Origin of the sequence: Serratia sp. G204Y (assembly GCF_051172435.1) — a bacterium.
GTDB lineage: Bacteria > Pseudomonadota > Gammaproteobacteria > Enterobacterales > Enterobacteriaceae > Serratia > Serratia sarumanii.
This window is the reverse complement of the sequence record NZ_JBPIZA010000003.1, coordinates 209553-235711: the sequence shown is the minus strand read 5'-3', so window position 1 is coordinate 235711 and position 26159 is coordinate 209553. Positions and strand designations below refer to the sequence as shown.

At 61.5% G+C, this 26159-nt stretch carries 25 protein-coding genes; 10 read left to right on the top strand and 15 right to left on the bottom strand.

Annotated features, from left to right (window positions below):
- Positions 1-88 precede the first annotated feature (88 nt).
- Genes ftsX through ftsY form a run of 3 tightly spaced genes read right to left on the bottom strand, consistent with a single transcriptional unit; the run spans position 89 to position 3415 of the window.
- Positions 89-1042 carry a permease-like cell division protein FtsX gene (gene ftsX / locus ACSBQQ_RS18120; RefSeq protein WP_033636680.1) on the bottom strand — a complete coding sequence of 318 codons (954 nt, stop codon included), beginning with the start codon at positions 1040-1042 and terminating at the stop codon, positions 89-91.
- Positions 1032-1703: a cell division ATP-binding protein FtsE gene (gene ftsE / locus ACSBQQ_RS18115; RefSeq protein WP_004934337.1), complete on the bottom strand. Its 672-nt coding sequence runs from the start codon at positions 1701-1703 to the stop codon at positions 1032-1034. The genes ftsX and ftsE overlap by 11 nt, the downstream gene beginning before the upstream one ends.
- Before the next feature lie 5 nt (positions 1704-1708).
- The gene (ftsY, locus tag ACSBQQ_RS18110; RefSeq protein WP_077038714.1) at positions 1709-3415 is read right to left on the bottom strand and encodes a signal recognition particle-docking protein FtsY; all 1707 of its coding nucleotides are present in this window, start codon (positions 3413-3415) and stop codon (positions 1709-1711) included.
- A gap of 242 nt (positions 3416-3657) precedes the next feature.
- Between ftsY and rsmD the strand changes: the two genes are divergently transcribed.
- Both rsmD and ACSBQQ_RS18100 read left to right on the top strand, forming a co-directional pair.
- Complete coding sequence (gene rsmD, locus ACSBQQ_RS18105; RefSeq protein WP_060429089.1) at positions 3658-4278, top strand: 16S rRNA (guanine(966)-N(2))-methyltransferase; 621 nt, start codon at positions 3658-3660, stop codon at positions 4276-4278.
- Positions 4268-4540 (top strand): DUF1145 family protein, encoded by a 273-nt coding sequence (locus ACSBQQ_RS18100; RefSeq protein WP_004934327.1) that lies wholly within the window; start codon positions 4268-4270, stop codon positions 4538-4540. The genes rsmD and ACSBQQ_RS18100 overlap by 11 nt, the downstream gene beginning before the upstream one ends.
- A 3-nt stretch (positions 4541-4543) precedes the next feature.
- Here the strand turns inward: ACSBQQ_RS18100 and ACSBQQ_RS18095 are convergent, their stop codons facing one another.
- On the bottom strand, positions 4544-4900 hold the full coding sequence (locus ACSBQQ_RS18095) for a DUF2500 domain-containing protein (RefSeq protein WP_033649654.1): 357 nt from the start codon (positions 4898-4900) through the stop codon (positions 4544-4546).
- 159 nt (positions 4901-5059) lie between these two features.
- Between ACSBQQ_RS18095 and ACSBQQ_RS18090 the strand changes: the two genes are divergently transcribed.
- On the top strand, positions 5060-5686 hold the full coding sequence (locus ACSBQQ_RS18090) for a lysoplasmalogenase (protein ID WP_033636676.1): 627 nt from the start codon (positions 5060-5062) through the stop codon (positions 5684-5686).
- A 42-nt stretch (positions 5687-5728) separates the two neighbouring features.
- Here the strand turns inward: ACSBQQ_RS18090 and ACSBQQ_RS18085 are convergent, their stop codons facing one another.
- Both ACSBQQ_RS18085 and ACSBQQ_RS18080 read right to left on the bottom strand, forming a co-directional pair.
- On the bottom strand, positions 5729-6106 hold the full coding sequence (locus tag ACSBQQ_RS18085) for an AprI/Inh family metalloprotease inhibitor (RefSeq protein WP_038874139.1): 378 nt from the start codon (positions 6104-6106) through the stop codon (positions 5729-5731).
- A 55-nt stretch (positions 6107-6161) separates the two neighbouring features.
- Entirely contained in the window at positions 6162-7625 is a 1464-nt protein-coding gene (locus ACSBQQ_RS18080) for a serralysin family metalloprotease (RefSeq protein ID WP_033636674.1), read from the bottom strand.
- A 681-nt stretch (positions 7626-8306) separates the two neighbouring features.
- On the opposite strand from ACSBQQ_RS18080, the gene ACSBQQ_RS18075 reads away from it, so the two are divergent.
- Positions 8307-10625, top strand: a complete 2319-nt coding sequence (locus tag ACSBQQ_RS18075) for a zinc/cadmium/mercury/lead-transporting ATPase (RefSeq protein ID WP_049211706.1) — start codon at positions 8307-8309, stop codon at positions 10623-10625.
- Positions 10626-10714: 89 nt separating this feature from the next.
- On the opposite strand, the gene tusA is transcribed toward ACSBQQ_RS18075, so the two are convergent.
- On the bottom strand, positions 10715-10960 hold the full coding sequence (gene tusA / locus ACSBQQ_RS18070; protein ID WP_025304890.1) for a sulfurtransferase TusA: 246 nt from the start codon (positions 10958-10960) through the stop codon (positions 10715-10717).
- 220 nt (positions 10961-11180) lie between these two features.
- Here tusA and ACSBQQ_RS18065 point away from each other — a divergent pair, with 220 nt between their 5' ends.
- From ACSBQQ_RS18065 to ACSBQQ_RS18055, 3 genes are all read left to right on the top strand, one after another.
- On the top strand, positions 11181-11840 hold the full coding sequence (locus ACSBQQ_RS18065) for a 7-cyano-7-deazaguanine/7-aminomethyl-7-deazaguanine transporter (RefSeq protein WP_033636672.1): 660 nt from the start codon (positions 11181-11183) through the stop codon (positions 11838-11840).
- Positions 11841-11881: 41 nt separating this feature from the next.
- A complete protein-coding gene (locus ACSBQQ_RS18060; RefSeq protein ID WP_060419881.1) occupies positions 11882-12316 on the top strand; it encodes a GNAT family N-acetyltransferase in 435 nt (144 codons plus the stop codon).
- Between the two features lie 80 nt (positions 12317-12396).
- A complete protein-coding gene (locus ACSBQQ_RS18055) occupies positions 12397-12960 on the top strand; it encodes a DcrB family lipoprotein (protein ID WP_033636670.1) in 564 nt (187 codons plus the stop codon).
- Positions 12961-12995: 35 nt separating this feature from the next.
- Here the strand turns inward: ACSBQQ_RS18055 and glpC are convergent, their stop codons facing one another.
- Genes glpC through glpA form a run of 3 tightly spaced genes read right to left on the bottom strand, consistent with a single transcriptional unit; the run spans position 12996 to position 17099 of the window.
- Complete coding sequence (gene glpC, locus ACSBQQ_RS18050; RefSeq protein WP_033636667.1) at positions 12996-14195, bottom strand: anaerobic glycerol-3-phosphate dehydrogenase subunit GlpC; 1200 nt, start codon at positions 14193-14195, stop codon at positions 12996-12998.
- Positions 14192-15460 (bottom strand): glycerol-3-phosphate dehydrogenase subunit GlpB, encoded by a 1269-nt coding sequence (gene glpB, locus ACSBQQ_RS18045; protein ID WP_033654017.1) that lies wholly within the window; start codon positions 15458-15460, stop codon positions 14192-14194. The genes glpC and glpB overlap by 4 nt, the downstream gene beginning before the upstream one ends.
- Positions 15450-17099 carry an anaerobic glycerol-3-phosphate dehydrogenase subunit A gene (gene glpA / locus ACSBQQ_RS18040; RefSeq protein ID WP_033649645.1) on the bottom strand — a complete coding sequence of 550 codons (1650 nt, stop codon included), beginning with the start codon at positions 17097-17099 and terminating at the stop codon, positions 15450-15452. Before glpA ends, glpB begins: the two co-directional genes overlap by 11 nt.
- Positions 17100-17463: 364 nt before the next feature.
- Between glpA and glpT the strand changes: the two genes are divergently transcribed.
- Both glpT and glpQ read left to right on the top strand, forming a co-directional pair.
- A complete protein-coding gene (gene glpT / locus ACSBQQ_RS18035) occupies positions 17464-18819 on the top strand; it encodes a glycerol-3-phosphate transporter (protein ID WP_033636663.1) in 1356 nt (451 codons plus the stop codon).
- Positions 18820-18901: 82 nt separating this feature from the next.
- Positions 18902-19981, top strand: a complete 1080-nt coding sequence (glpQ, locus tag ACSBQQ_RS18030; protein ID WP_033649644.1) for a glycerophosphodiester phosphodiesterase — start codon at positions 18902-18904, stop codon at positions 19979-19981.
- A 54-nt stretch (positions 19982-20035) separates the two neighbouring features.
- Here glpQ and yigL read toward each other — a convergent pair whose 3' ends face one another.
- Together yigL and pldB are read right to left on the bottom strand one after the other, a co-directional pair.
- A complete protein-coding gene (yigL, locus tag ACSBQQ_RS18025) occupies positions 20036-20833 on the bottom strand; it encodes a sugar/pyridoxal phosphate phosphatase YigL (protein WP_033636660.1) in 798 nt (265 codons plus the stop codon).
- Between the two features lie 4 nt (positions 20834-20837).
- Positions 20838-21881, bottom strand: a complete 1044-nt coding sequence (gene pldB / locus ACSBQQ_RS18020; RefSeq protein WP_033649643.1) for a lysophospholipase L2 — start codon at positions 21879-21881, stop codon at positions 20838-20840.
- Between the two features lie 148 nt (positions 21882-22029).
- On the opposite strand from pldB, the gene rhtB reads away from it, so the two are divergent.
- Positions 22030-22650 carry a homoserine/homoserine lactone efflux protein gene (gene rhtB / locus ACSBQQ_RS18015; protein ID WP_060429087.1) on the top strand — a complete coding sequence of 207 codons (621 nt, stop codon included), beginning with the start codon at positions 22030-22032 and terminating at the stop codon, positions 22648-22650.
- Between the two features lie 47 nt (positions 22651-22697).
- Here rhtB and rhtC read toward each other — a convergent pair whose 3' ends face one another.
- Genes rhtC through pldA form a run of 3 tightly spaced genes read right to left on the bottom strand, consistent with a single transcriptional unit; the run spans position 22698 to position 26085 of the window.
- Positions 22698-23318 carry a threonine export protein RhtC gene (gene rhtC, locus ACSBQQ_RS18010; RefSeq protein ID WP_016929486.1) on the bottom strand — a complete coding sequence of 207 codons (621 nt, stop codon included), beginning with the start codon at positions 23316-23318 and terminating at the stop codon, positions 22698-22700.
- Between the two features lie 12 nt (positions 23319-23330).
- Positions 23331-25163: an ATP-dependent DNA helicase RecQ gene (gene recQ, locus ACSBQQ_RS18005; protein ID WP_033636658.1), complete on the bottom strand. Its 1833-nt coding sequence runs from the start codon at positions 25161-25163 to the stop codon at positions 23331-23333.
- A gap of 43 nt (positions 25164-25206) precedes the next feature.
- Positions 25207-26085: a phospholipase A gene (gene pldA, locus ACSBQQ_RS18000; RefSeq protein ID WP_039568129.1), complete on the bottom strand. Its 879-nt coding sequence runs from the start codon at positions 26083-26085 to the stop codon at positions 25207-25209.
- Positions 26086-26159 lie beyond the last annotated feature (74 nt).

The following is a 26159-nucleotide window of genomic DNA, read 5'->3' as shown; positions in this document are numbered from 1 at the left end:
AGAGAGGTGTTGTGCTGACTTCGCTTGAGGTCACTCTTCTCCCGCAACGCGATCAAAAGCAGCAGGAGAAGAGTATACCAAAAAAATCTTACTGTGGTGTAAATCGGCGTAAATGTTGCACCGTCGCCAGCCAGGCGGCGATCCAACCGATCATCGCGGAGATGATCAGCAGCAACAGCGCCTCGTCCCAGCCCAGCCCGTGCAGGGTGAAGGTGGTGCCGAACACCTTGGCCACCCCGGCGACCACTGACTCCAGCTGCCACACCAGCGCGCCGGACAGCACCAGCGACAGCAGCGCGCCGGCAAAGCCGAGCATCGCCCCGCCGTTAAGGAACGGCCGCAGGATAAAACCGTCGGTGGCGCCGATCAGCTTCATCACGTTGATGGTGTCGCGGCGGCTGAAGATGCTCAGACGCACGCTGTTGCCGATCACCAGGAACACCGCCACGATCATCAGCACGCCGATGATCGCCGCGATCTGGCCCGCCAACCCGGTCAGCGCCGCCAGGCGGGCAAACCAGCTGTCATCCATACGCACTTCTTCCACGCCCTGCACCGCCGCCACGCGATCGCGCAGGGTGTTGAGGGTATCCGAACTCTGGAAGCTCATCTTCGGCGTAACGATCGCCACCGCCGGCAACGGGTTCTCTTCCAACATGTCCAACGCGCCGCCAAAGCCCGACCAGTTGCGGAACTCGCCGCGCGCTTCTTCACGCGACAGGTAATTCACCTTCTCCACGCCGGCTTCCGCCTTGATGGCGTCGAGCACTTTCAGCGCCGCGTCGTCGTCGAGCGATTTATCCAGGTAGACCGTCAGCTGCGGCGTCGGGTACCACTGGCTGGCCGCGGTGCTGACGTTTTTCCACACGATGTAGCACACGCTCGGCAGCGTCAGGGAGATGGCGATCACCATCACCGTCAACAGCGTCGCCAACGGCTGGCGCAGCATGTCTTTGATGGCGTTCATCCAGGCGTAACGCCACTGCTCGCGCCAGCCGCCGCGCAGCGCCTTGCTCTTGGCGGTTTTTGCGTTATTGGCCATGGTGAGCGCCCCCTTGCATGCGGCCCTGGCTCAGCGTCAGGATGCGGTAATTGCGGCGGGCGATAAGCCCGGTGTCGTGCGTCGCCATTAATACGGTGACGCCGACGCGGTTGAATTCTTCAAACAGGCGCAGAATGCCTTCCGACAGCGCGTCGTCCAGGTTGCCGGTCGGTTCATCCGCCAGCAACACCGCCGGCTTGTTCACCACCGCACGGGCGATGCCCACGCGCTGCTGCTCACCGCCGGACAGCTGAATCGGGAAGTTCTTCGCTTTATCCAGCAAACCGACCTTGTCCAGCGCGGCGGAGACGCGGCGGCGGATGTCTTCGGTACTGGCGCCGGCGATGATCAGCGGCATCGCCACATTGTCATACACCGTGCGATCCAGCAGCAGGTGGTGATCCTGGAAGATCATGCCGATCTGCCGACGCAGGAACGGCACCTCGCGGTTTTTCAAACGACTGATGTCGTGGCCGCCAAACCAGATGTGGCCGGCGCTGGGCCGTTCGATACCACAAATCAGTTTCAGCAGGGTACTTTTCCCCGCGCCGGAATGGCCGGTCAGAAACGCCATTTCCGCCGGGCGCAGATGGAAATCGACCCCCTGCAGCGCTTGCCGTCCGCCCAGATAAGCTTTACTGACCTGTTCAAAGCGAATCATCCGTATTAATCCTCTCGGGCAAAAAGTGCCTCAATAAAATCGTCAGCCTTAAACGGCCGCAAATCTTCGATGCCTTCCCCGACGCCGATATAGCGAATCGGGATACCGAACTGATCGGCGATGGCGAAGATCACCCCGCCCTTGGCGGTACCGTCCAGTTTAGTCAGCGTGATGCCGGTTAAGCCCACGGCCTCATTAAATAATTTCGCCTGGCTGACCGCATTCTGGCCGGTGCTGGCATCGAGCGTCAGCATAACCTCATGGGGGGCCTGGTCGTCCAGTTTTTTCATGACGCGGACGATCTTCTTCAGCTCTTCCATCAGGTGCGATTTGTTCTGCAGACGGCCGGCGGTATCGGCGATCAAGACATCGATGCCGCGCGCCTTGGCGGCCTGCACCGCATCGAAGATCACCGAAGCGGAATCCGCCCCGGTATGCTGCGCCACCACCGGGATGCGGTTGCGTTCGCCCCACACCTGCAGCTGCTCCACCGCCGCGGCGCGGAAAGTATCCCCCGCCGCCAGCATCACCGACTTGCCTTCCGCCTGGAATTGGCGCGCCAGCTTGCCGATGGTGGTGGTTTTACCCACGCCGTTCACGCCGACCATCAGAATGACATACGGGGTTTTCCCGCTGACATCCAGCGGCTGATCGACCTTGGCCAGAATTTCGGACATTTCCTCCTTCAGCTTGCCATACAGCGCTTCGGCGTCTTTCAGCTGCTTGCGGCTGGCGTGCTGGGTCAGGGAGGTGATGATCTTGCGCGTGGTCTCCACGCCGACATCGGCGATCAGCAGCTGTTCTTCCAACTCGTCGAACAGGTCGTCGTCGATCTTTTTACCGCGGAACAGCCCCATAAAGCCGGAGCCGAGGTTTTGCTTGGTTTTCAGCAGGCTGCGCTTCAGGCGAGCGAAGAAGCCCTCTTTGGTCGGCCGCTCCTGCTCTTGCACAGCGGCCGGCACCACAGGTTCAAGCGGCGCTTCTTCTTCCGGCTCCGATTCTGGTTCGACGACGGGCTCGGGCTCAGCGGCTGGCTCGGGCTCAACAACCGGCTCTGGCTCGACAACCGGCTCGGGTTCAACGACCGGCTCAGGCTCGACAACCGGCTCAGGCTCAACAACTGGCTCAGGTTCAACGACCGGCTCTGGCTCGACAACCGGCTCGGGTTCAACGACCGGCTCAGGTTCAACGACCGGCTCGGGCTCAACAAACGGCTCGGGCTCGACAACCGGCTCAGGCTCAACAACTGGCTCAGATTCGACGACCGGTTCGGGCTCAACAACCGGCTCAGGCTCGGCGATCGGCTCGGGTTCAACGACTGGCTCGGGTTCAACAACCGGCTCGGGCTCAACCACCGGCTCGGGCTCGACGACCGGCTGCTGCTGCGCCACTACCTGCTCGGTCACGCTGACAATCTCTTCGGCCAACGCTTGCGCCGTCGGGTGTTCGGCCGCCGCCGGCAGGTTTTCCGCGATGGGTTCGCCGGCCTGGCCGCTATCCCACTCTCCCGGGGTGTCGACGGAGGCGGCAGGTTCAGATTCCTGGGCGGGGAGCTTGTCATCCAGCTTGGCGGTGGCCGGTTCAGCCGGCGTCTCCGCGGCCTGAGGCTCCGCCTGCTCTACCGGCTGCTCAGGTTGCTGTTGCTCTTCTTCCTTTTCCTTCTGGCCAAACCCCAGCCAGGAGAAAAACCCACGTTTCTTATCTTTTGCCATGTTATGACTCTACTCCGTACTGAAGGCTCGCTTACCCTACATACCTGAAGGATATATGCTGACAATAATCCGCCGAGTCTATCACTTTCCCTCGCGCAGCAACACGCATCCGGCACGCTTTCCGGTGTGAAATCAGACAACAAAGTTTTACCGTTCCCCCCGAAGCCCGTCACCGGTAGAATAGGGGCAACTTTTCGTTAACCTCTACGGCTCCGCGCCGCAAAAGAAATCAAACAACGCTTATGACAAGACTCTCGCCACGGGCGGCGGCCAAAAAACCGCCCCAGGTCGCAGCCGGACAGATCCGCATCATCGGCGGCCAATGGCGCGGTCGCAAGCTTCCGGTGCCGAACAGCCCGGGGCTGCGCCCCACCACCGATCGGGTGCGCGAAACCCTGTTCAACTGGCTGGCGCCGGTGATTCAGGGCGCGCGCTGCCTGGACTGTTTCGCCGGCAGCGGCGCATTAGGGCTGGAAGCGCTGTCGCGCTACGCCGGCAGCGCCACGCTGTTGGAATTCGAACGGCCGGTGGCGCAGCAGCTGGAAAAAAATCTGGCGCTGCTGCAGGGCAAGGGGGTGGTTATCAACACCAACGCGCTGAGCTGGCTGGCGGGCGAGGGCCAACCGTTCGACGTGGTGTTCCTCGATCCGCCGTTTCGCAAAGGCCTGCTGGCGGAGACCACCTTGCTGCTGGAGCAGCGTGGCTGGCTGGCCGACGAGGCCTGGATCTATGTAGAAGCCGAGGCAGAAAGCGCCGCGGCGGACGTGCCTGCCAGCTGGCAGCTGCACCGGGAGAAGGTCGCCGGCCAGGTGGCCTATCGCCTTTATATTCGTTCGCAAGAGAAAACCGACCATGCTGATTAATCTGGGCCGTCTGCTGATGCTGTGCGTGTGGGGCTTCCTGCTCTCTAACCTGTTCCATCCTTTTCCCAAGCCGCTGAAGTATTTCATCGACGTGGCGCTGTTCTTTATGGTGGTGATGCACGGCCTGCAGCTGGTGCTGTTGAAATCCACCCAGCCGAAGGATCAGCCAATCAGCTACTGGCAAGAAGCCAAGATCTTTATCTTTGGCGTGTTCGAGCTGCTGGCCTGGCAAAAGAAACAGCCGCCCATCAAGAAGAAATGACCGCTACGGCTGAACGCTGAAAGAGACGAAGCGCGTGCCCTGCATGTTCAACGTGCCCTGCGCGCCTTTTTCTATCGGGTTGTATTGCCACTGTTTCAGCCGAAGCGTGATGTCTTCACCGCCCTGGTTCGGGCTGAACACCACCTCGTAATACATCGGCTCATTGACCAGCGGTTCGCGCTGCGGCGCGCGGGTCCTGGCGACCGGGAAGCTGCGCTTGTCGCTCACCGTCACCTGCAGGCTGCGCATCGGCGCGCGATCGTTTTCCGCCTCCCGCTGGCGCTGTTTGAAGTAGCGTTGCGTGGCCAGCACGGCGATCAGCGCAATCACGGCGACAAAAAATAACGGTGGCTTGCTCATCGGTTTCCCATTTCCTTCACGGCCAAATCGGCGTAAACATAGCATTCTCAAGAAAGCATTGTCGATCGTCGGCAGGCTACCTACACTGAAATAAGAAGTGACATTGGTGACAGTTTGGAGCCGGTTGTTGCGGCTCCCTCATGCATAAGGAAGACATAAATGAGTTGGCCGTTCCTTGCCGTATTCTTTTCCGGTTGGCTGTTCGTCGACGCCTCATACCGTGGCCCGCGCTGGCAGCGCTGGGTGTTCAAACCCGTCACGCTGCTGCTGCTGTTGCTGTTGGCCTGGCAGGCGCCGGTGCTCGGCGCCGCGGGTTATCTGATCGTGCTCGGCCTGCTGGCGACGCTGATCGGCGACGCGCTGCTCCTGTTGCCGCGCGAGCGGGTGCTGTACGCCATCGGCGCCTTTTTCCTGTCCCATCTGCTGTATACCCTGAGCTTCGCCAGCCAGATGACGTTCAGCCTGTTCTGGCCGCTGCCGCTGGCGCTGCTGGCGATCGGCGCGTTGCTGCTGGCCACCCTTTGGACCCGGCTGGAAGAGATGCGCTGGCCGATCGTCACCTACGTGGCGATGACGCTGCTGATGGTCTGGCTGGCGGGCGAGCAATATTTCCTGCGCAGCACCGATTTCGGCTTCTCGCTGCTGACCGGCACCTCGCTGCTGCTGCTGGCCAACGTGGTTTGGCTGCTCAACCGCTACCGTTTCACCTTCCGCGCGGCGGACGCCATCGTGGCTTTCTGTTACTTCTCCGGCCACTTCCTGATCGTGCGTTCGCTCTACCTGTAACTCTCTGCCGCGGGTTCGGCGCGCCGAACCCGTTTTTCATTATCAAGCCAGCGCTTTCAACGTCAGGGCATCATCGGCGCCCAGCTGATTGCGATACAGATCGCCGTCGCGCGAGAAGAACGCCAGCGTGCTGCCATCCGCCCGCAGCAGAGCGATGCCGTCCGGCGCCGGGCGCCAGCCCACGACTTCCGCCGCAAACACGCTTTGCAAACACCGTTGCCGATCCACCAGCTGATAGCCGTTGGTTTCACTTTGCTCATTCGCCAAAAACTCGATTTGGCATTGCCGCTCGCTGTCGGCCACCTGCCATTGCCCCGCCAGCGACTGCGCGGTCGGCAGCGCCAGGCTGCCGGCCATGACCGCACTTGTCACCATCATGCCGCCCGCCGCCAAAGCGGTGCGCGTTAAAGTACCTTTCATACCGGGCTCCCGCATCACGCCCGGCCGAGACTGCGCCGGGCGTTCCGTTGCTGTGTTACACGATAAAGTCAGTGGCGACGTCAACCTGGCCGACGATTTTCACCAGGAAGTCCGGCGCCTGATGGCCACCGATATTCACCGACAAATCGGTCACGTTGTTGGAAGCGTTGTAGCTCAGCAGCGCTTCGCCGGCCGTGCCGCTGAAGTGATCGACGAAGTGAATGAAATCGCTGCTCTGCGCCTCTTTGTTGAAGAACGACAGGTCAATTTTGTCGATCCCTTTCTGGAAGTCGCGGATCCAGTCTGAAGCGCCCGGTGCGGAATCGCCGGCGGCAGAGAACACGAAGATGTCTTTGCCGGCACCGCCCCACAGCTCATCCGCCCCGCCGCCGCCGAACAGCACGTCGTTACCCGCGCCGCCTTTCAGCACGTTGTTGGCCGCGTTGCCGACAATCACGTCGTTGCCGGAACCGCCAATGGCGTTCTCAATGGTCACACCGGCAGCGATCGAGACGTTGCCCTTCAGGCCACCCACATCGGAGAACGATTTCTCGTTCAGGTTGATGCGCTGGTTAGCGGTGTAACCGGAGAAATCGAAGGTATCGTTACCGCCCGCATCCCAGGCCGCAAAGATCACTTTCTGCGAGTTGCTGGTGGTGCTGAGGAAGTCGCGACCGGTGTTGGAGTTAAAGCCGTACACGGTGTCGCCGGTGCGGGTCGACAGGTTGGCGCCATACAGATGCTGAATGGCGGCAATGTCATCCAGCAGCGGAGCCGCGGCATAGTGGCCGCCGTTGTCGCCACCGGTGTTGGTTTCACTCCAGTAGCTCATCAGGCTGAACTGGCGGGTATCCTCCGCATAGGTGACGTCGCGATAGGTCGGGTTACCCTCACCGGCGTTGTAGTCGCCCGGGTGGCTCAGGCCCAGCGCATGGCCAATCTCATGGGTGAACGTCTGACGGCCGTAGTCTTCGGTCGCCGGATGCTTCACGTTGGATTGGTTGACGTTGTACCAGGTCTGGCCACCCAGATCCTGGCCCTGCCAAATGGTGTTCGGCAGGAAGGCGTAGGCCTGGGTGCCGTAATCATAGTGGCCGGGACGATCCTGGCTGTAGTTGCCGAAGGTGATGTTGGCCTTTTGTCCGGCCGCCACTTCGGTGAAGGTGATATTGGCGACGTCGGCCCAGGACTGCAGCGACAGCTTAGCCTGCTGCTGCTGTTCCGCGCTGAACTTGCTCAGCCCGGTGTCGCCGGCGACGTTGGTGGAAGAGAACTTATAGTCCGGGAAGGAGAAGGTTAATTTGACCGGCTGGCCAAATACCTTGTAACCGTTCCAGGTTTGGTTCTCACGGGTAATAAACAGCCCAGCTTGCTCGTTAGAAAATGAATCCTTGCCATTAATCTGAATCCCGTTGCCCCGCTCATGATAATGCAGCAGGTCGTCTACAGCATCGTAGCCGGTTGTCGCGGCCGCAAGGCTGGATTCAGTAATTTCAATTGCCTTTTTAGTAGATTGCATTGGTTCGATTCCACTCATTACCTGATTGATATCAATCAGACAGATAGACATAACCTCCCCGTAAGCCACGGTTAATGAACCTCAGGCTTGCTGGAAGGGGCTTATGCGCCGTTGCCGGCAGTGTGTTAGGTAGAATTAATGCATATATATCAGCAAATAAGATCACCATTAAAAATGGTAATCGATTCCAATTATAGGCAGGGTCGCAAAACTGCACATAAAATAATCAACCATTTATTATCGCAACGAAAGTTTGTTATGCTGCTTTTTTGGCTTCTTTACAAAACAAATGAAACTTGATGAGGAGAAGTTGGCACCAAACTTCAATAGCAATGCGGCCTGCAGACTCAAGCGAATCATGCTGGCTTTCCCTAGGGTAAAAGGTAAATTTTGCTAAAGCGTTATAGATTAATAACTCTTTATTATTAGGTCGGGCGATTTTTTAGTTTCTATAGGAATATTATTTTCTTATTTAAACTATCGGCGGCGAGCCTGTTTCCCCAAATAGGGGATAAGAAAAGCCGATAGATTAAAATTCGCATTATTCATTATTGAATGAATCCCCCTTTCTACGCTTGAACGCCGTTAGCAATAATTCTCATCCGGCGCTTGACTCTGGAGTGGACTCCAGGGTGTAGAGTCAACTGAGCAAACCCGTTTAACAGCCCGAAGGGGGACGTTATGCACAATCAGCAAAACCATAATCATCAGGAACATCACCACGCCGAAGGCGGATGCGGCTGCAACCACAGCCACAGCAAAACGCAGCATGGCTGCAGCAGCGAACCGAAAAACGCCGCCGCGCAGGCCGAACAGGCCCACCATCATCACGATCATGGCGATAGCGGCTGCTGCGCCGCCACGCCCGACGATCCGGACGAGGAAAGCGACAGGCTGGCCGCCGCTCCCCCTTCCGGCAGCCAACGTTTCAGCTGGAAAGTCACCGGCATGGACTGCCCCAGCTGCGCCAAGAAAATCGAAAATGCCGTCACCGCACTCCCCGGCGTCGACAGCGCGCGCGTGTTGTTCGCCACCGAAAAGCTGGTGGTCGACGCACAGTCCGACATCAGCCTGCGGATCCAGGACGCGGTCGCCCAGGCCGGCTTTACCCTGCTCGGCACTCAGAACGCCAAAGCCGCCGCGCCGAAAACCTCACGCTTCGGCGAATTCGCACCGCTGCTGCTGTTAACTACCCTGATGGTCGTCAGCTGGGTGCTGGATCGGGTTAACCCGGAGCTGGGGCGCATCGCCTTTATCGCCACCACGCTGGTCGGATTGGCGCCGGTCGCCGCCAAGGCGCTGCGTTTGATCCGCTCCGGCACGCCATTCGCCATCGAAACGCTGATGAGCGTGGCGGCCATCGGCGCGCTGTTCATCGGCGCCACCGCCGAAGCGGCGATGGTGCTGCTGTTGTTTATGGTCGGCGAACTGCTGGAATCCTACGCCGCCAACCGCGCGCGACGCGGCGTGACGGCGCTGATGGAGCTGGTGCCGGAAGACGCGCTGCTGCTGCAAGGCACGGAACGCAAACGCGTGCCGGTCGCCAGCCTGCGCCCTGGCGACGTGATTGAAATCGCGCCCGGCGGGCGCCTGCCGGCCGACGCCGAGCTGCTCAATCCGTTCGCCAGCTTCGACGAAAGCGCCCTGACCGGCGAATCGGTGCCGGTCGAGCGCCAGCAGGGCGAGAAAGTGGCCGCCGGCAGCCTGTCCGTCGATCAGGCGGCGCAGATGAAGGTGATCTCCGAGCCCGGCAAAAACGCCATCGACCGCATTCTGCAGCTGATTGAAGAGGCCGAAGAGCGCCGCGCGCCGATCGAACGCTTCCTCGACCGGTTCAGCCGTTATTACACCCCGGCCATTATGCTGCTGGCCGTCGCGGTGATCCTGCTGCCGCCGCTGCTGTTCTCGCAGCCGTGGGATACCTGGATCTATCGCGGCCTGACGCTGCTGCTGATCGGCTGTCCGTGCGCGCTGGTGATCTCGACCCCGGCGGCCATTACATCCGGGCTGGCGGCCGCCACGCGGCGCGGCGCGCTGATTAAAGGCGGCGCGGCGCTGGAGCAACTGGGCCAGATACAAACCATCGCCTTCGATAAAACCGGCACCCTGACCGAAGGCAAGCCGACGGTGACCGACGTGCTGCCGATCGGCGCGCTCACCGAACAGCGGCTGCTGCAGCTTGCCGCCGCGGTGGAGGCCGGTTCACATCACCCGCTGGCGCAGGCGATCATCAACCGCGCCGCCGCAAGCGGGGCCGAGTTGCCGCTGGCGCAGGCGCGCCGCGCGCTGGCCGGCGTCGGCGTGGAAGGGATCGTGGACGGCAAGACCGTGCTGATCAGCGCGCCGGGCAAGCTGGCGCCGGGCCTGCTCGACGTTCAATGGCAGAGCAAGGTAGACAAGCTGGAAAACGCCGGTAAAACGGCGGTGGTGGTGCTGGAAGACGGCGCGCCCATCGGCTTGCTGGCGCTGCGCGACACGCTGCGCAGCGACGCCAAACAGGCGATAGCCGAACTGAACGCGCTGGGTATTCGCGGCGTGATGCTGACCGGCGACAACCCGCGCGCCGCCGCGGCGATCGCCGGCGAGCTGGGCCTCGACTATCGCGCTAGTCTGTTGCCGGAAGATAAGGTCAACGCGGTCACCGAGCTGAGCGAACTGCGTCCGACGGCGATGATCGGCGACGGCATCAACGACGCCCCGGCGATGAAAGCCTCCAGCATCGGCATCGCCATGGGCAGCGGCACCGACGTGGCATTGGAAACCGCCGACGCCGCCCTGACCCACAACCGGCTGCTGGGCGTTGCGGAGATGATCCGCATCTCGCGCGCCACCCACGCCAATATCCGGCAAAACATCACCATCGCGCTGGGGTTGAAAGGGGTCTTCCTGATCACCAGCCTGCTGGGGCTGACCGGTTTGTGGCTGGCGGTGCTGGCAGACTCCGGCGCCACCGCGCTGGTCACCGCCAACGCGCTGCGGCTGTTGAAAAAGCGCAGCTAAGTTCGGAAACCAATACGGGCGCGGCATAGCGCGCCCGTTGTCATTTCGGGGAAAGGGACTTTTCCTTCATCAACACGACCGTGTCGCCGTTATACACCTTTACGCAGCAGATAACGGTATGGCGCCTGCTCGGTCTCCTGCGCCACCAGCGTGTGTTCCATAAAGCGGCAGAACCCCGGAATATCGCGGGTGGTGGCCGGATCGTCGGCGATAATCAGCAGCGTTTCGCCGTTGTCCATATGGCGCACGGTTTTGCGCACCATCATCACCGGTTCCGGGCAACGCAGGCCCAGCGCGTCGAGCGTCTGGTCTGCCTGGGCAAATAAGTCAGTCATGCAATTTTTCTCGTTCAAAAACGATCGGCGAACGCTCGCCGCATCTCATTAGCGCCTAGTTTACGCCGGTAGTTTTTCTGCGCAAGATGCGTTAACGTTTGCGTTAAATTTAACCATTGCATTGGTTGCGCAAACGCGTATCATGCCGCCGCGCAGCGTTTTTTGCTGTTTTGACAAGACACACTGGGTTCCCTCACCCCACTGCTAAAAAGGCTACAATATGTATTCGTTTACCGCACAGCAGCGCTTCACGGCGTTGGTCTGGCTTTCGCTGTTTCATATCGCCATCATTACCTCCAGCAACTACCTGGTGCAGCTGCCGATCACCGTTTTCGGCTTCCATACCACCTGGGGCGCCTTTACCTTCCCGTTTATCTTCCTCGCGACCGATCTGACCGTGCGCATCTTCGGCGCGCCGCTGGCGCGGCGGATTATCCTGGCGGTGATGGTGCCGGCGCTGTTCATCTCCTACGTGATCTCCACCGTCACCTATCAGGGAGAATGGCAGGGCTTCGCGGCGCTGGGCAGTTTTAACCTGTTCGTGGCGCGTATCGCCGTCGCCAGCTTTATGGCCTACGTGCTCGGCCAGATCCTCGACGTTCACGTCTTCAATCGCCTGCGCCAACGCAGCGCCTGGTGGGTGGCGCCGGCGGCGGCGATGTTCTTCGGCAATATCAGCGATACGCTGGCGTTCTTCTTCATCGCCTTCTACAAGAGCAGCGATCCCTTCATGGCCAACAACTGGGTGGAGATCGCGCTGGTGGATTACAGCTTCAAGGTGATGATCTGCCTGCTGTTCTTCCTGCCGATGTACGGCGTGTTGCTGAACATGCTGCTCAAACGCATCGCGGCGCGCAGCGGCAGCCTGCAGCCGGGCTGAGCCGTGTTATTCTGGGCGGCCCTATCCTTTGGAGGCCGCCCATGATCCCAATCGTCCGCATCGCCACGCTCGAAGAAATCCACCGCCTTTACCAACGCATCCCCGAATTCGGCGGCCTGCATAGCCTGGCCGATCTGCAGCGGCGCATCGGCGGTGCCCCCGCCAGCCTGTTGATCGCCGAAATCGACGGCCAGCCGGCCGGTTTCAAACTCGGTTATCAACAGCGGGAAACGGTGTTTTACAGCTGGCTGGGCGGCGTGCTGCCGGCATTTCGTCGCCACGGCGTGGCGCAGGCCTTGTTGGCCGAACAGGAGCGCTGGGCGCGGGCGCAGGGCTATCGCCGGCTGACGGTCAAAACCCGTAACCGGTTCCGCGCCATGCTGACGATGCTGCTCGCCCACCACTATCAGATTGTTCAGCTGGAAAAGAAAGGCGAAGTGGCTGATTATCGGCTATTACTGGAGAAAAACTTGTGACAACATCTGCCTTGCATTTCAGCCTGGAATAGGTTGCGATACGACAGTGAATCCCTACCGGAAAGGAAGAAGGAAGCCCGATGCGTAAAGTAGCGAAATTGATGGGTATCAGCCTGCTGGCGCTTGGCCTCGCGGCCTGCGACGGCGACACCAAAGACACCAAGGCAGCGTCTGACGGCGCGGCGGCCAGCGCACCGGCTGGGCAGCAGGTCAGCCTGCTGGACGGTAAACTGGCGTTCACCCTGCCGGTCGGCATGGCGGATCAGAGCGGCAAGCTGGGCAACCAGGCCAACAACATGCATGTTTACGCAGACAGCACCGGCCAGCGCGCGGTGATCGTGATCCTGGGCGACAAGACCGCCGACAGCCTGGAGACCCTGGCCAAGCGCCTGGAGAATACCCAGCGCGCGCGTGACGCCAACCTGCAGGTGATCACCAACAAAGCGCTCGACGTCAACGGCGTGCCGCTGCGTCAGCTGGACAGCATCATCACCAGCGGCGGCGAAAAAGCCTATTCCTCCGTCCTGATCGGCTCGCTGAACAACAACATGCTGACCATTCAGGTGACGCTGCCGGCGGACAATCAGCAGCAGGCGCAGGCCGAAGCCGAAGGCATCATCTCCACCCTGAAGCTGAAGCAGTAATCCCACAGAGGGCTGGCTTGCCGGCCCTTTCGTTTTTATGCCAGCGCCTGCGCCAGCAGGGTGATCGGATGCTCACAGTGCTTGCTGGTGGACATTTCTATCTGCCATTTGCAGGTCTCGCAGTCGGTCACCACCAGATCCACTCCGCTCTCTTCGATCTGCCGGAACAGCGGCGCGCCGATGCCTTGCGAAGTGGCGTAGTTCTCCGATTTGAACCCGTAGGTGCCGGCGATGCCGCAGCACTGCGAATCCAGCACCACCAGCTCCAGCCCCGGTATCTGCCGCAGCAGCTCCAGGGTGTAGGCGGTCCAGCCCATCTTCTCCATATGGCAAGGCGTGTGATAAGCCACCCGCAGCGGCGTGCGCTTCAGCGGCAGGCTGCGCCCCTGATTGATCAGGCGATAGAGATAGCGCGTCGCCAGCTCCACCCGGTCGCGCACCGGAGTGGTGTCCACGTCCAGCAGATGGGGGTATTCGTCGCGCAGGGTGAAGGTGCAGCTCGATGAGGTCGCCACCACCGGGATGCCGCGCTCCAGCACCGCTTCATGCAGCGACTCGGCGTTAACCCTGGCCTGCTTTTTGGCCTGCTCGATAAACCCGTTGGCGATCAGCGGCACGCCGCAGCATTTCTCGCGTTTCAGCAGCTGCACGCCGATATCCAGCGCGTTGAATACCCGGATCAAATCCTTGCCCAGCTGCGGATGGTTATAGTTGACGAAGCAGCCGTGGAAAAACGCCACCTGCTCGGCATAGCGCCGCTGGGCCTGCGCCTGTTGCCGGTACCAGCGGCGGAAAGTGCCGAACGAGTATTTCGGCAGTTCTCGCCGGTGATCGATCTTCAGCGCCTTGTCCAGCAGCTTGCGCACCGGTTTCAGCCCGGTGGCGGCGTTGACGATCGGCGCGAACGGCGTCGACAGCGAGCCCATGATATCGGTGTGGCTGAGGATGGCGTCGCGCAGCGTCGGCTTGCTCTGGGCGAAGTCGGCGCGGGCGCGCTGAATGATATCGCCGATTTTGACGTCGGACGGGCAGGCCACTTCACAACGTTTGCAGTTGGTGCAGTATTTCAGCGCTTCGTCGTACAGCGCCGGATCTTTCAGCCGCAGCCGCTCGCCGTCCGGCCCCGCCTGTTTCGGCCCCGGATAGAGCGGGTTCACTTTGGCGACCGGGCAATAGGTGGTGCAGACGGTGCATTTGATGCAGCTTTCAAAGCTGTGGTCCTGATGCAGGCTCATGCGTTTTCCTCCGCGGCGATCTGCTGCGCGACGTGCAGCGCACCGATCAATGACACGCCGGCGCCGCAGCCTTGCTGCAGCGGATCGTAGCCGCCGGCGACCGCGCCGATGGCGTACAGATTGTCGAACGGCATGCCCTGCTTCATCGCCCGCAGCCTGCCGTCGGTGCGCACGCCAAATTGCAGATAAGGCTGCGGCGCGAACAGCTCGCGCCGGCTCCAGTCGGCGCGATCCGCGCGGCTGTGTACGTCCAGCCCGAAGATCGGCTCGCGCACCCCGTCGAAATCCGCCACCAGCCCGTTGCTGAAGAAGCTGCCGCTGGCCAACACCACCTGCTGCGCCCGCAGCGGAATATCACCGTGGTTGCGGGTATACAGGCCCGTGACGCGGCCGGCTTCGCACTCGGCGCGCAGCACGCTGTCGCCGGGCATGAAAACGCCGCCCAGCTGTTGAAAACGCCGCCGCAGCGCCTGATGCAAGCGCATGCCGGGCACCGAAGGCGGCAGCGTCGGCAGCAGCCGGATCGGCTTGCCGACCGCATCCTGCAGCACCGCCAGCGACGCGTCGTCCTCCAATCCCAAACAGGCCGGCAGAAAGAGCGCGTCGGCTGCCCCCGCCAACCGCCGCAGTTCCTCGGCCATCGGCGGCAGACTTTCCATCAAATCCAGCACCCGGGCGATGTTTACCGCGCGGAACTCGCTGGGGTTATTGCGCAATCTGTCCAGCGCCGGCATGTGCAGATAGGCCACCTCCGTCTCTACGCCGAGCTCCCGGCTCAGAGAGTCGGCGGCCATCTGCGGCTGGAAGTCGAGGAAGCCTTCGATGCCGATCACCGCAATGCGCCGCCACGGCAGTTGGCCGGTCAGCGGCAGCGTCGGGATCGCCTGCGGGCTGAGCCAGGTGGCGCGACGCGTGCCAAGCGGCGTAATGCGCAGATGGTTGTTGGCGCCCTCGCCCTGCAGGTTCAGCCCGCAGCGCTCCAACAACCGCTGCGCGGCGGCGGACAACGCCGCCACCCGGCCGGGCCCGATCAGGGCATACGGATGCTGCGGCGCCTGCTGCGCCAGCTGCGGCAACGCCGCCAGCGGCATTTCGACCGGCGTGCCGTCCGGCAATCTCGCCAGCAGGTCGAGCGAGCCGGAGGAGAAGTAGAGCGCGCTCTGGCCGGAACTGACCACCGCACAGCGCTTGCCCTGTTCGGCCACGGCAATGGCGCAGCTCAGGCCCGCCAGGCCGCCGCCAATCACCACCACGTCAAATCGCATCATCCGCCTCCTGCTCCTTGTCGGCCTGGGCTTCAAGCCCGCATAGCCCCTGGTAAACCCAGCTGGTAAATTCACTCTCGCGCAGCGCGTCGCCCCAGGCGATCGGCCGTACGCCTTTCCACCGTTCGTTGAGGAACTGTGACAGCTGCGCGATGGACTGCTGCGGCGTGCTGACGTTAAAGCGCGTCAACAGCCCGGCGGCGCGGCAGGCACAGAGTTCGCCCTGGCAGGTGCCCATGCCGACGCGGGTGCGGCGGCGCAGATCCACCAGGTTATTGACGGTCAGCGAGTTGACCGCATAGCGCACTTCCCCGGCGGTCACCGCCTCGCATTCGCACACCAGGCTGGTGTCGAGCCGATCGGCCGCCGGCACCTGGCTGGCGCGATCGCCGTGGCGGTAAATTGCCGAGCCACGAATGCTGGCGGGCAGAGAAACCACGCTGCGCACCGTCTCCTCCGCCGACTGGCGGGAGCCGGGCAACGCATCCTGCGCGGTGGTGCAAGGGCGGTTTACGCCAAGCTTTTCGCACACCTTGTCGGTGGCCCACTCCGCCATCAGGCGGTAGGTCATCAGCTTGCCGCCGGTGATGGTGATAAACCCTTCCAGCCCGTCGCGGGCGGCGTGATCGAGCAGCACGATGCCGCGGCTGACGTTGCGCCCGCTGGGGTCGTCGTCGCTGGCCACCAACGGCCGTACCCCGGCGTAGGCGCGCAGAATGCGGGTCTGCGCCAGGGTGGGCGCCAACAGCGCCCCCTCGCGGATCAGAATGTCCACTTCCTGCGGGGTCACCAGCATGTTGTCAATTTGGTCGTAGTCGATATGGGTCGAGGTGGTGCCGATCAGCGAGATGGTGTCGCCCGGCACCAGGATGTCGGCGTCTGCCGGTTTGCGGCAGCGGTTGATCACCATGTTGTTGATGCGGTGGCCGAGGATCAGCAGCGCCCCCTTGGCCGGGAACATGCGGATGCGCAAATCGGCGTATTCGGCGATCTGCTGGCCCCAGATGCCGGCGGCGTTGACCACCACCGGCGCATGCAGCGCATAGCGCCGCTGATTCTGATGGTCGTAAACGCGCACGCCCGTCACCCGATCGCCGCTGCGCAACAATCCCACCACCTGGTGATAGGTCAGGATCTGCGCGCCATGTTCGCGCGCGTCCAACATGTTGGCGGCGGTCAGCCGGAAGGGATCGACGGTGCCGTCCGGCACGCGCACCGCGCCGATCAGCGCCGGGTTAGCCGCCGGCTCCAGCCGCAGCGCCAGCTGCGGGTCGATCGCTTCGGCGCCGATGTCGGCCTGGCGACAGGCGGCGATAAACTGTTGCTGATAGTCCAGCGAGTCCTGCGGCAGGGTGATGAACAGCCCATCGGTGCGCTCGATGCAGTGGTGGGCGATGCGTTTCAGGATGCGGTTCTCTTCGATGCACTCGCGCGCCGACTCGCCGTCGGTCACCGCATAGCGCGCGCCGCTGTGCAGCAAACCGTGGTTGCGGCCGGTGGCGCCGGTGGCGATGTCGTGGCGCTCCAGCAAAATGCAGCGCAAGCCGCGCCGCGCGCAGTCGCGGGCGATGCCTGCGCCGGTGGCGCCGCCGCCGATGATGATCACATCCGTTTCGCCGCCGTCAAAATAGCTGCTCATGTCGCTCCCTCAGGATCGGTAGTTATGAGCCTATTGAGCCACGGTTATAAGGGTCTTTGTTTGATAAGGAACAAGAACGAACACCAAACGAAATAAAAATGTCCACAAAAAACCATCAATGTGATCATAATCACGATTTTTGGACGTTTTTCTATTTCATAACGTTAACGAATCGCTCAAAATCCGCCGTGGTTTCATAAAAGTGTAACAATTGCGCCATTCGTCACAGCGACACCAGGCGTATTTGACGACAATGGCGCTCGTTATGGAACACAAAAACACCACATTCGATATCCGCTCAATCATCAAATGAACGTAAAAGGTCATATTGATGTGATAACAGATAAAGCCATCGGAGGCGCTCATGTTGAGTATTTTTAAGCCGGCCGCACACATCGCCCGTGTGCCGAGCGATAAGGTAGACCCGCTCTACCGTAAGCTGCGCTGGCAAATTTTCCTGGGGATCTTCTTCGGTTACGCCGCTTACTATCTGGTGCGTAAGAACTTCACCCTGGCCATGCCTTACCTGATCGAACAAGGCTTCAGCCGCGGTGACCTCGGCTTCGCGCTGTCGGGCATTTCCATCGCCTACGGCTTCTCCAAATTCATCATGGGTTCGGTCTCCGACCGTTCCAACCCGCGAGTGTTCCTGCCTGCCGGCCTGATCCTGGCGGCGGCGGTGATGTTGTTCATGGGCTTCGTGCCGTGGGCCACCTCCAGCATCGCCATCATGTTCGTCCTGCTGTTCCTGTGCGGCTGGTTCCAGGGCATGGGTTGGCCGCCGTGCGGCCGCACCATGGTGCACTGGTGGTCGCAGAAAGAACGCGGCGGCATCGTCTCCATCTGGAACTGCGCCCACAACGTGGGTGGCGGCCTGCCGCCGCTGCTGTTCCTGCTGGGCATGGCCTGGTTCAACGACTGGCACGCTGCGCTTTACATGCCGGCCTTCGGCGCCATCCTGGTGGCTCTGATCGCCTTCGGCCTGATGCGGGACACCCCGCAATCCTGCGGCCTGCCGCCGATTGAAGAGTACAAAAACGACTATCCGGACGACTACAGCGAAAAAGACGAAGAAGAGCTGACCGCCAAACAGATCTTCATGCAGTACATCCTGCCGAACAAGCTGCTGTGGTACATCGCGGTCGCCAACGTGTTCGTCTATCTGCTGCGTTACGGCATTCTGGACTGGTCGCCGACCTACCTGAAAGAAGTGAAGCACTTCGCGCTGGACAAGTCTTCCTGGGCCTACTTCCTGTATGAATACGCCGGTATCCCGGGCACCCTGCTGTGCGGCTGGATGTCGGACAAAGTGTTCAAAGGCAACCGCGGCGCCACCGGCGTGTTCTTCATGACGCTGGTGACCATCGCCACCGTGGTGTTCTGGATGAACCCGCCGGGCAACCCGACCGTGGACATGATCTGTATGCTGGTCATCGGCTTCCTGATCTACGGCCCGGTGATGCTGATCGGCCTGCACGCGCTGGAGCTGGCGCCGAAGAAAGCCGCCGGCACCGCCGCGGGCTTCACCGGCCTGTTCGGCTACCTGGGCGGCTCGGTCGCGGCCAGCGCCATCGTCGGCTACACCGTAGACTTCTTCGGTTGGGACGGCGGCTTCATGGTGATGATCGGCGGCGGCGTGCTGGCGGTTATCCTGCTGCTGCTGACCATGCTGAACGAAAAGAAACACCACGCGGAAATCGCTGCCGGCAAACGCGGCTAACCGTCACACGACTTTTGCATGATTTAAAGGCCGCCCTGCGGCCTTTTTACTACCCTGCCCCCAACAACACGGAGAAAACGGAATGCGGACTCAAGTCAAAGCCCTGCTGACAGGGATCATTCTCGCTACCTCAATGGTCAGCGCCGCGCAGGCGGCGGACAAAGTGGTGATCGCCCACCGCGGCGCCAGCGGCTACCTGCCGGAACACACCCTGCCGGCGAAGGCAATGGCCTACGCGCAGGGCGCCGATTACCTCGAACAAGATCTGGTGATGACCAAAGACAACGAGCTGGTGGTGCTGCACGACCATTACCTCGATCGCGTCACCGACGTCGCCGAACGCTTCCCGGACCGCGCGCGCAAGGACGGCCGTTATTACGCCATCGACTTTACGCTGGCGGAGATCAAATCGCTGAAGTTCACCGAAGGCTTTGAAATCGAAAACGGCAAGAAGGTGCAGGGCTACCCTGGCCGCTTCCCGATGGGCAAATCCGACTTCCGCGTACACACCTTCCAGGAAGAGATCGAGTTCGTGCAGGGTCTGAACCATTCGACCGGCAAGAACATCGGCATCTACCCTGAAATCAAGGCGCCGTGGTTCCACAAACAGGAAGGCAAGGACATCTCCAGCAAAGTGCTGGCGGTGCTCAAGCAATACGGCTACACCGGCAAAAACGACAACGTCTACCTGCAGTGCTTCGACGCCAACGAGCTCAAACGCATCAAGAACGAGCTGGAGCCGAAGCTGGGCATGGATCTGAAGCTGGTGCAGCTGATCGCCTATAACGACTGGCAGGAAACCTACGAGCAGAAAGCCGACGGCAAGTGGGTAGAATACGATTACGACTGGATGTTCAAGCCGGGCGCGATGCAGAAAATCGCTCAGTATGCCGACGGCATCGGCCCGGACTACCACATGCTGGTGGTGGCGGATAAATCCAAGCCGGGCCACATCGTGCTGACCGACATGGTGAAAGAAGCGCACGCCAGCAAGCTGGCGGTGCATCCGTTTACCATCCGCGCCGATGCGCTGCCGAAGTACGTGACCGACGTGAACCAGCTGTATGACGTGATTTACAACCAGGCCGGCGTCGACGGCGTGTTCACCGACTTCCCGGACAAGGGCGTGCAGTTCCTGCAGAAGCAGGGCCAGCACAAGTAATAACAAGGGCGCCGCAAGGCGCCCTTGTTATTTCCGAGAAACGCCCAGGTTATGTCAGAGGAACATCTTGCGCAGGTAGTGCGGCACCGCGTTATCGACGTTGGAGCCGATCACTTCCAGCTCCGGCAGCATATCCTTCAGGCGCTGATGCGCGTCGCGCATGATGCAGCCCTTGCCGGCCATCGACAGCATCTCCAGATCGTTCATGCCGTCGCCGAAGGCGATGCACTCTTGCAGCGTATAGCCGATGATCTTGGCCACTTCTTCCAGCGCATGCCCTTTCGACACGCCGCCCGCCATCACTTCCAGGCAGGTCGGGAACGAGAAGCTGACGTTGACCCGATCGCCCCAGCGCGCGTTGATGGCGTCTTCCACCTGCAGCAGCCGCTCGTGATCTTCGCAGGTGAAGTAGACCTTGCAGACGCCGTCGGTTTCCAGCAGGCCCGGTTCGAACAGCTGGTATTTGAACACCGACTCCTGGAAGAATTCTTCCTGCTCCGGGCTTTCGCGGTTGGTAAACCAATCATCGTTGCGGTAGACGTTGGTGGTGATCTCCGGATCGTCGTGCAGCATGCCGTACAGATCGCGGGCGATATCCTCGTCCAGGTTGTGGCTGAAAATCAGCTCGCCGGCGGTGTTGTGCACCCGCGCGCCGTTGGAGGTGATCATAAAGGCGCTGATCTCCAGGCTGTCGCGGATCTGCGCCACGTCGATATGGTGGCGGCCGGTGGCGAACACGAAATGCACGCCGCGCTGGGTCAGCAACTTCAGCGTTTCTTTGGCGTACGGCGACAGGGTATGGTCGGGAGACAGCAGCGTGCCATCTAAATCGGAAGCGACGACGTGATACATAGCGTTATGTTCTAACCTCTGATGGAGTTGTCGGCGGCAGCGCGCCGCCTAAGTGTTGAGCAAAGAAGCGCAGGATTGCGTTCAGTGCTTCGGCGCGCATCGCGTCCCGCTCGAACAGGATCTCATGGCGTGCGCCGTTGATAACCCACGGGAGCCCCCCTTCGCAAGGGCGCCCCGCGTCTGACAGAGCCTGACAAAAAGCCTGATGCGAACGGTTGTCGACCACCCGTTCCTCACCGGCCTGCAAAAGCAACAGCGGCGTTGTTATCTCCCCGGCCTGAGCGATAATCTGCCGGCCGGCGCGGATGCTCTCCCGCACCCAATGGTAGGTCGGCCCGCCCACCTGCAGCTCGGGGTAATCGGCGTAATAGCGCAGGCTGCGCCGATAGCGCTCGCGGCTGTGGGTCAACACGTTGACCACATAGGGCAACGGACGCCACTGGCCGGTGCCCACCGCGTAGTAGTCGCGGATCGCCGGGCGCGTCTCCACCCAGTCGAGAATACGGTCGGCCAGCCAGCCCGGCATCGGCAACTGGATGCCGAACATCGGCGCGCAAAACGCCGCCGCGTCGAATGCCTGCGGCCGACGCTGCAGGAACTGCGCCAGGATCGCGCCGCCCATCGAATGCGCCAGCGCGAAGCGCTGCCGATAACCGCGCGATTCGACCTCGCGCTGCCAAAGCTGCTCGAAATCGTCCACGTAGTCGGCGAAGTTTACCACATGACCGCGGTGCGTATCCGCCAGTAAACGGCCGGAGCGCCCCTGGCCGCGATGATCGACGATCACCACGTCGTAACCGCAGTGGAACAGATCGTAGGCCACCTCGGGGTATTTCACGTAGCTTTCGATGCGGCCGGGGCTGACCACCACCACCCGCTGATGTCGCGCGGAGCGAAAACGCACAAAGCGGATCGGCACGCCGTCCACGCCGCTGAACTCGCCCTCTTCCCGCAGCCGCCAGAAGTCCAGCAGCGGCCCGGTGGCGAAGGCAGCGAACTGCGTTTCACGCGTTAACCAGTCATCGGAGCTGAGAGTGAACGAGGTCATCGAGAGCGTTTTCCCTGTGGGGCCGGCGGAAAATGTGACCGCTGGCACAAGAAATCATACTAGCGTATTGTGATTCAATTCTTACAAAAAACGGCGCCGCCTCGGCGCATTGTGGCACAAAACGACACTTTCAGGGAGCCGAAGAACCATGACCTTGGACTGGTGGTTAACCTATCTGCTGACCACGCTTATCCTCAGCCTGTCCCCCGGCTCAGGCGCCATCAACACCATGAGCACCGGCATCAGCCACGGCTATCGCGGCGCCGCCGCGTCGATCGCCGGGCTGCAGGCCGGGCTGAGCGCGCACATCGTGCTGGTAGGCATCGGCCTCGGTGCGCTGATATCGCAATCGCTGCTGGCGTTCGAGCTGCTGAAATGGCTGGGCGCCGCCTACCTGGTGTGGCTCGGCATCCAGCAATGGCGCGCCGCCGGGGCGCTGGATCTGCATGCGCTGGCGGGTAGCATGCCGCGCCGCCGTCTGTTCCGCCGCGCGGTGCTGGTCAACCTGACCAACCCGAAAAGCATCGTGTTCCTCGCCGCACTGTTCCCGCAGTTCATTTTGCCCAATCAGCCGCAGGCCGAGCAGTATCTGGTGCTCGGCGTTACCACCGTGGTGGTGGATATTCTGGTGATGATCGGTTACGCCACCCTGGCGACGCGCATCGCCGGCTGGCTGAGAACGCCGCGCCAGATGCAGCTGCTCAACCGGCTGTTCGGCTCGCTGTTCATTCTGGTGGCGGGGCTGCTGGCGACCGCCCGCAAGGCCTGAAAAAAAGGCCGGGCATCGCTGCTCGGCCTTGGGCATGTCACTGCCGGTCAGCGGGTAAAGATCAGGTGTAACCCGAAGCCGGTGAACAGCACGCCCGCCACCCCGTCGATCCACTTGGCCAACCGCTGGTAGCCGCGGCGCATCGCCGGCAGCGCGAACACCACCGCCACCAGGCTGAACCAGACGAAGGTCTCGGCGACGATCAGCAGGAACAGCCCCCAGCGCGCCCCGGCGCCGACGCTGTCGCCGACGAACAGCGAGAACACGCTGCCGAAATAGATCACCGCCTTCGGGTTGGACAGATTGGTCAGGAAGCCGCGAATAAAGCTGCGCCCGGCCTTCGGCAACGCCACCTGGGCTTCCGCCGCCGGCTGCGCTTGCTGCGCCCGCGCGGAACGCAGCAGTTGCCACCCCATCCAGCACAGGTAAATGCCGCCGCCGACCATGATGATCTGATGCAGCCAGGCCATCTTCTGCAGGATCAGATGCAGCCCCATCAACGCCACGCCGGCCCATACCACGATGCCGAGAGAAATGCCGACCACGCCCATCATCGCCTCGCGGCGCGAGCGGCTGGCAGCGGTTTGCGACACGAAAAAGAAGTCCGGCCCCGGGCTCATCAGCGCAATCAGATGCACCAGCGCCACGGTGAGAAACAGCATCAGCATGATTTATCGCCCTCAGTCTTCGTCATTGTCGAGATGGTCGCGGATCATCGCCATAAAGGGCGCGCCGAAACGCTCCAGTTTGCGCTGGCCGACGCCGTTGACGCTCAGCAGATCGCCGGCCTTGATCGGCATCTGTTCGGCCATTTCCAGCAGCGTGGCGTCGTTGAACACCACGTAGGGTGGAATATTTTCTTCGTCGGCGATCGATTTGCGCAATTTGCGCAGCTTGGCGAACAGCTTGCGATCGTAATTGCCGCCGTAGGATTTCTGGTTGGCGCTGCCGCGCGACTTCAGGCTCTGGATACGCGGCACCGCCAGCTGCAGCGCCACTTCGCCGCGCAACACCGGGCGCGCCGCCTCGGTCAATTGCAGCGCCGAGTGCATGGCGATGTTCTGGGTGATAAAGCCCAGGTGGATCAGCTGACGCAGCACGCTGGTCCAGTGTTCGGTGGTTTGATCGCGGCCGATGCCGTACACCGGCAGCTTATCGTGGCCGTATTCGCGAATGCGCTGGTTGTTGGAGCCGCGCAGCACTTCCACGATGTACCCCAGGCCGAAGCGCTGGCCGACGCGGTACACGCAGGACAGCGCCTTGCGCGCATCCTCCAGCCCGTCATAGCGCTTCGGCGGATCGAGGCAGATGTCGCAGTTGCCGCAGTTCTCGTGCTTGCCTTCGCCAAAGTAGTTGAGCAGCACCAGACGGCGGCAGGTTTGCGCCTCGGCGAACGCGCCCATGGCGTTCAGCTTGTGGCGTTCGATATCCAGCTGCTGTCCGGCGGGTTTTTCCTCCAGACAGCGGCGCAGCCAGGCCATGTCGGCCGGATCGTACAGCAGGATGGCTTCGGCCGGCAGGCCGTCGCGCCCGGCGCGGCCGGTCTCCTGATAATAGGATTCGATATTGCGCGGAATGTCGAAATGCACCACGAAGCGCACGTTGGGTTTGTTGATGCCCATGCCGAAGGCGACGGTGGCCACCACCACCTGCAGATCGTCGCGCTGGAACGCTTCCTGCACCTGCGCACGGCGATCGTTGTCCAGCCCGGCGTGGTAGGCGCCGACGCTCAGCCCGCGGCTTTGCAGACGCGCGGCGGTGTCTTCCACCTTGGCGCGGCTGTTGCAATAGATAATGCCGCTCTTGCCGCGCTGATCCTGCACGAAGCGCCACAGCTGATCGAGCGGCTTGAATTTTTCCACCAGCGTGTAGCGGATGTTCGGCCGGTCAAAGCTGCTGACCTGCACCAGCGGATCCTGCAACGACAGCAGGCGCACGATATCGCCGCGGGTGGACTCGTCGGCGGTGGCGGTCAGCGCGATCACCGGCATCGACGGGAAGCGCTGTTTCAGCTGACCCAGCGCGCGATATTCTGGCCGGAAGTCATGACCCCACTGCGAAATACAGTGCGCCTCATCCACCGCCAGCATCGCCGGCGGGCAGTGGTCGAGCAGGTTGAGGAAGCTTTCCATCATCAGCCGTTCCGGCGCGATGTACAGCATCTTAATGGTGCCGTTGCGGCAGCCGGCCATGACGTCCAGCTGCTCCTCGCGGGTTTGCGTCGAGTTGTAGCAGGCGGCGGAAACGCCGTAGGCCAACAGTTGGTCGACCTGGTCCTTCATCAGCGAGATCAGCGGGGAAACCACCAGGGTCAGGCCGTCCATCACCAGCGCCGGGATTTGGTAACACAGCGACTTGCCGCCGCCGGTCGGCATCACCACCAGGCAATCCTGCCCGCCGATCGCGGCGTTGATAATCGTTTGTTGGCCCGGACGGAATTGCTGGTAGCCGAAGGTATCGCGCAATACCTGCTCGGCCAGCAACTCTCTGTTAATCACTGCTGCGGTTGACACACACTTCCCCATTTTTTCATCGGTACACACCCACCGGGTATGATTACATAATATCGTTCAGCATGACACCAACGCCCACCCGTGTCTGCCGGAAGTTATAGTCGATCAGCGATTCGCCGTAGCCGCTGAACACCTGGGTATAGAATCGCACGTTGCGGGTGATCGGATAGCTCCAGCCCAGTTCCGCGCCGCCGTAGCCGCTGTTCCAGTTGTAGTGGCTGTCGACGCTGAACACGCTGTCGCCCCAGGCGTAACCGACCTTCAGCCGGTAGTATCCCATGTATTTGGTGATGTCCGGGTTGTCGTCGTTGCTCGAGCTCTCCGAGAAACGGAACCAGGGCTTGAGATCCACCTGCCAGTTGCCGTTTTGCGCCATCAGCCGCGCATAGCCGCGATTCCAGCTGCGCGACGTCGGGTCCGAGCGGCCGTTGGATTGATGGTTAACGCCGATTTCAACATCGCGCAGCGTCCAACCGGCAAAGCGGTAATCGGTCGCCCACCCCACGAACAGCTGCGGCTCGTAGTTGGTCTCGCGGAACGGCGAAGACTCGCCGCGGTTGGACAATTGCCACCAGGAGCGCTGAGTATAAGACGCGCCGAGCACCGAGTTGTCGCCGGCAATGCCCCGCCACAGCGGAAACGCCAGGCTAAGCTGGTATTTCACCTCGTCCTTGCGCGCCTTGTCGGCCCAGTTGTATGTCTTGATGGCCTCTTGGTTGATATCGCTGGTGTCGGTATACAGCAGGTAATTGGGATCGTAAGGGTACAGCGTGAACGGATTATCGTGCTCCTGCAGCAGGTTGGCGATAATGCTGCCGCGCACCGCCGGCTTATCGTGAATCTGCTGCTCTTTGGCTTCCGCAGCCAATGCCAGCGCCGGCATCAGCAGCGTGGCGGAAACGATCCCTGACAAAATGCGCATAACCTCTCCTCACTCCAACGAAAAAGGGCAATCCCGGAAAAAATCAGGCCATTTTACACACAAAGGAGGCTTTA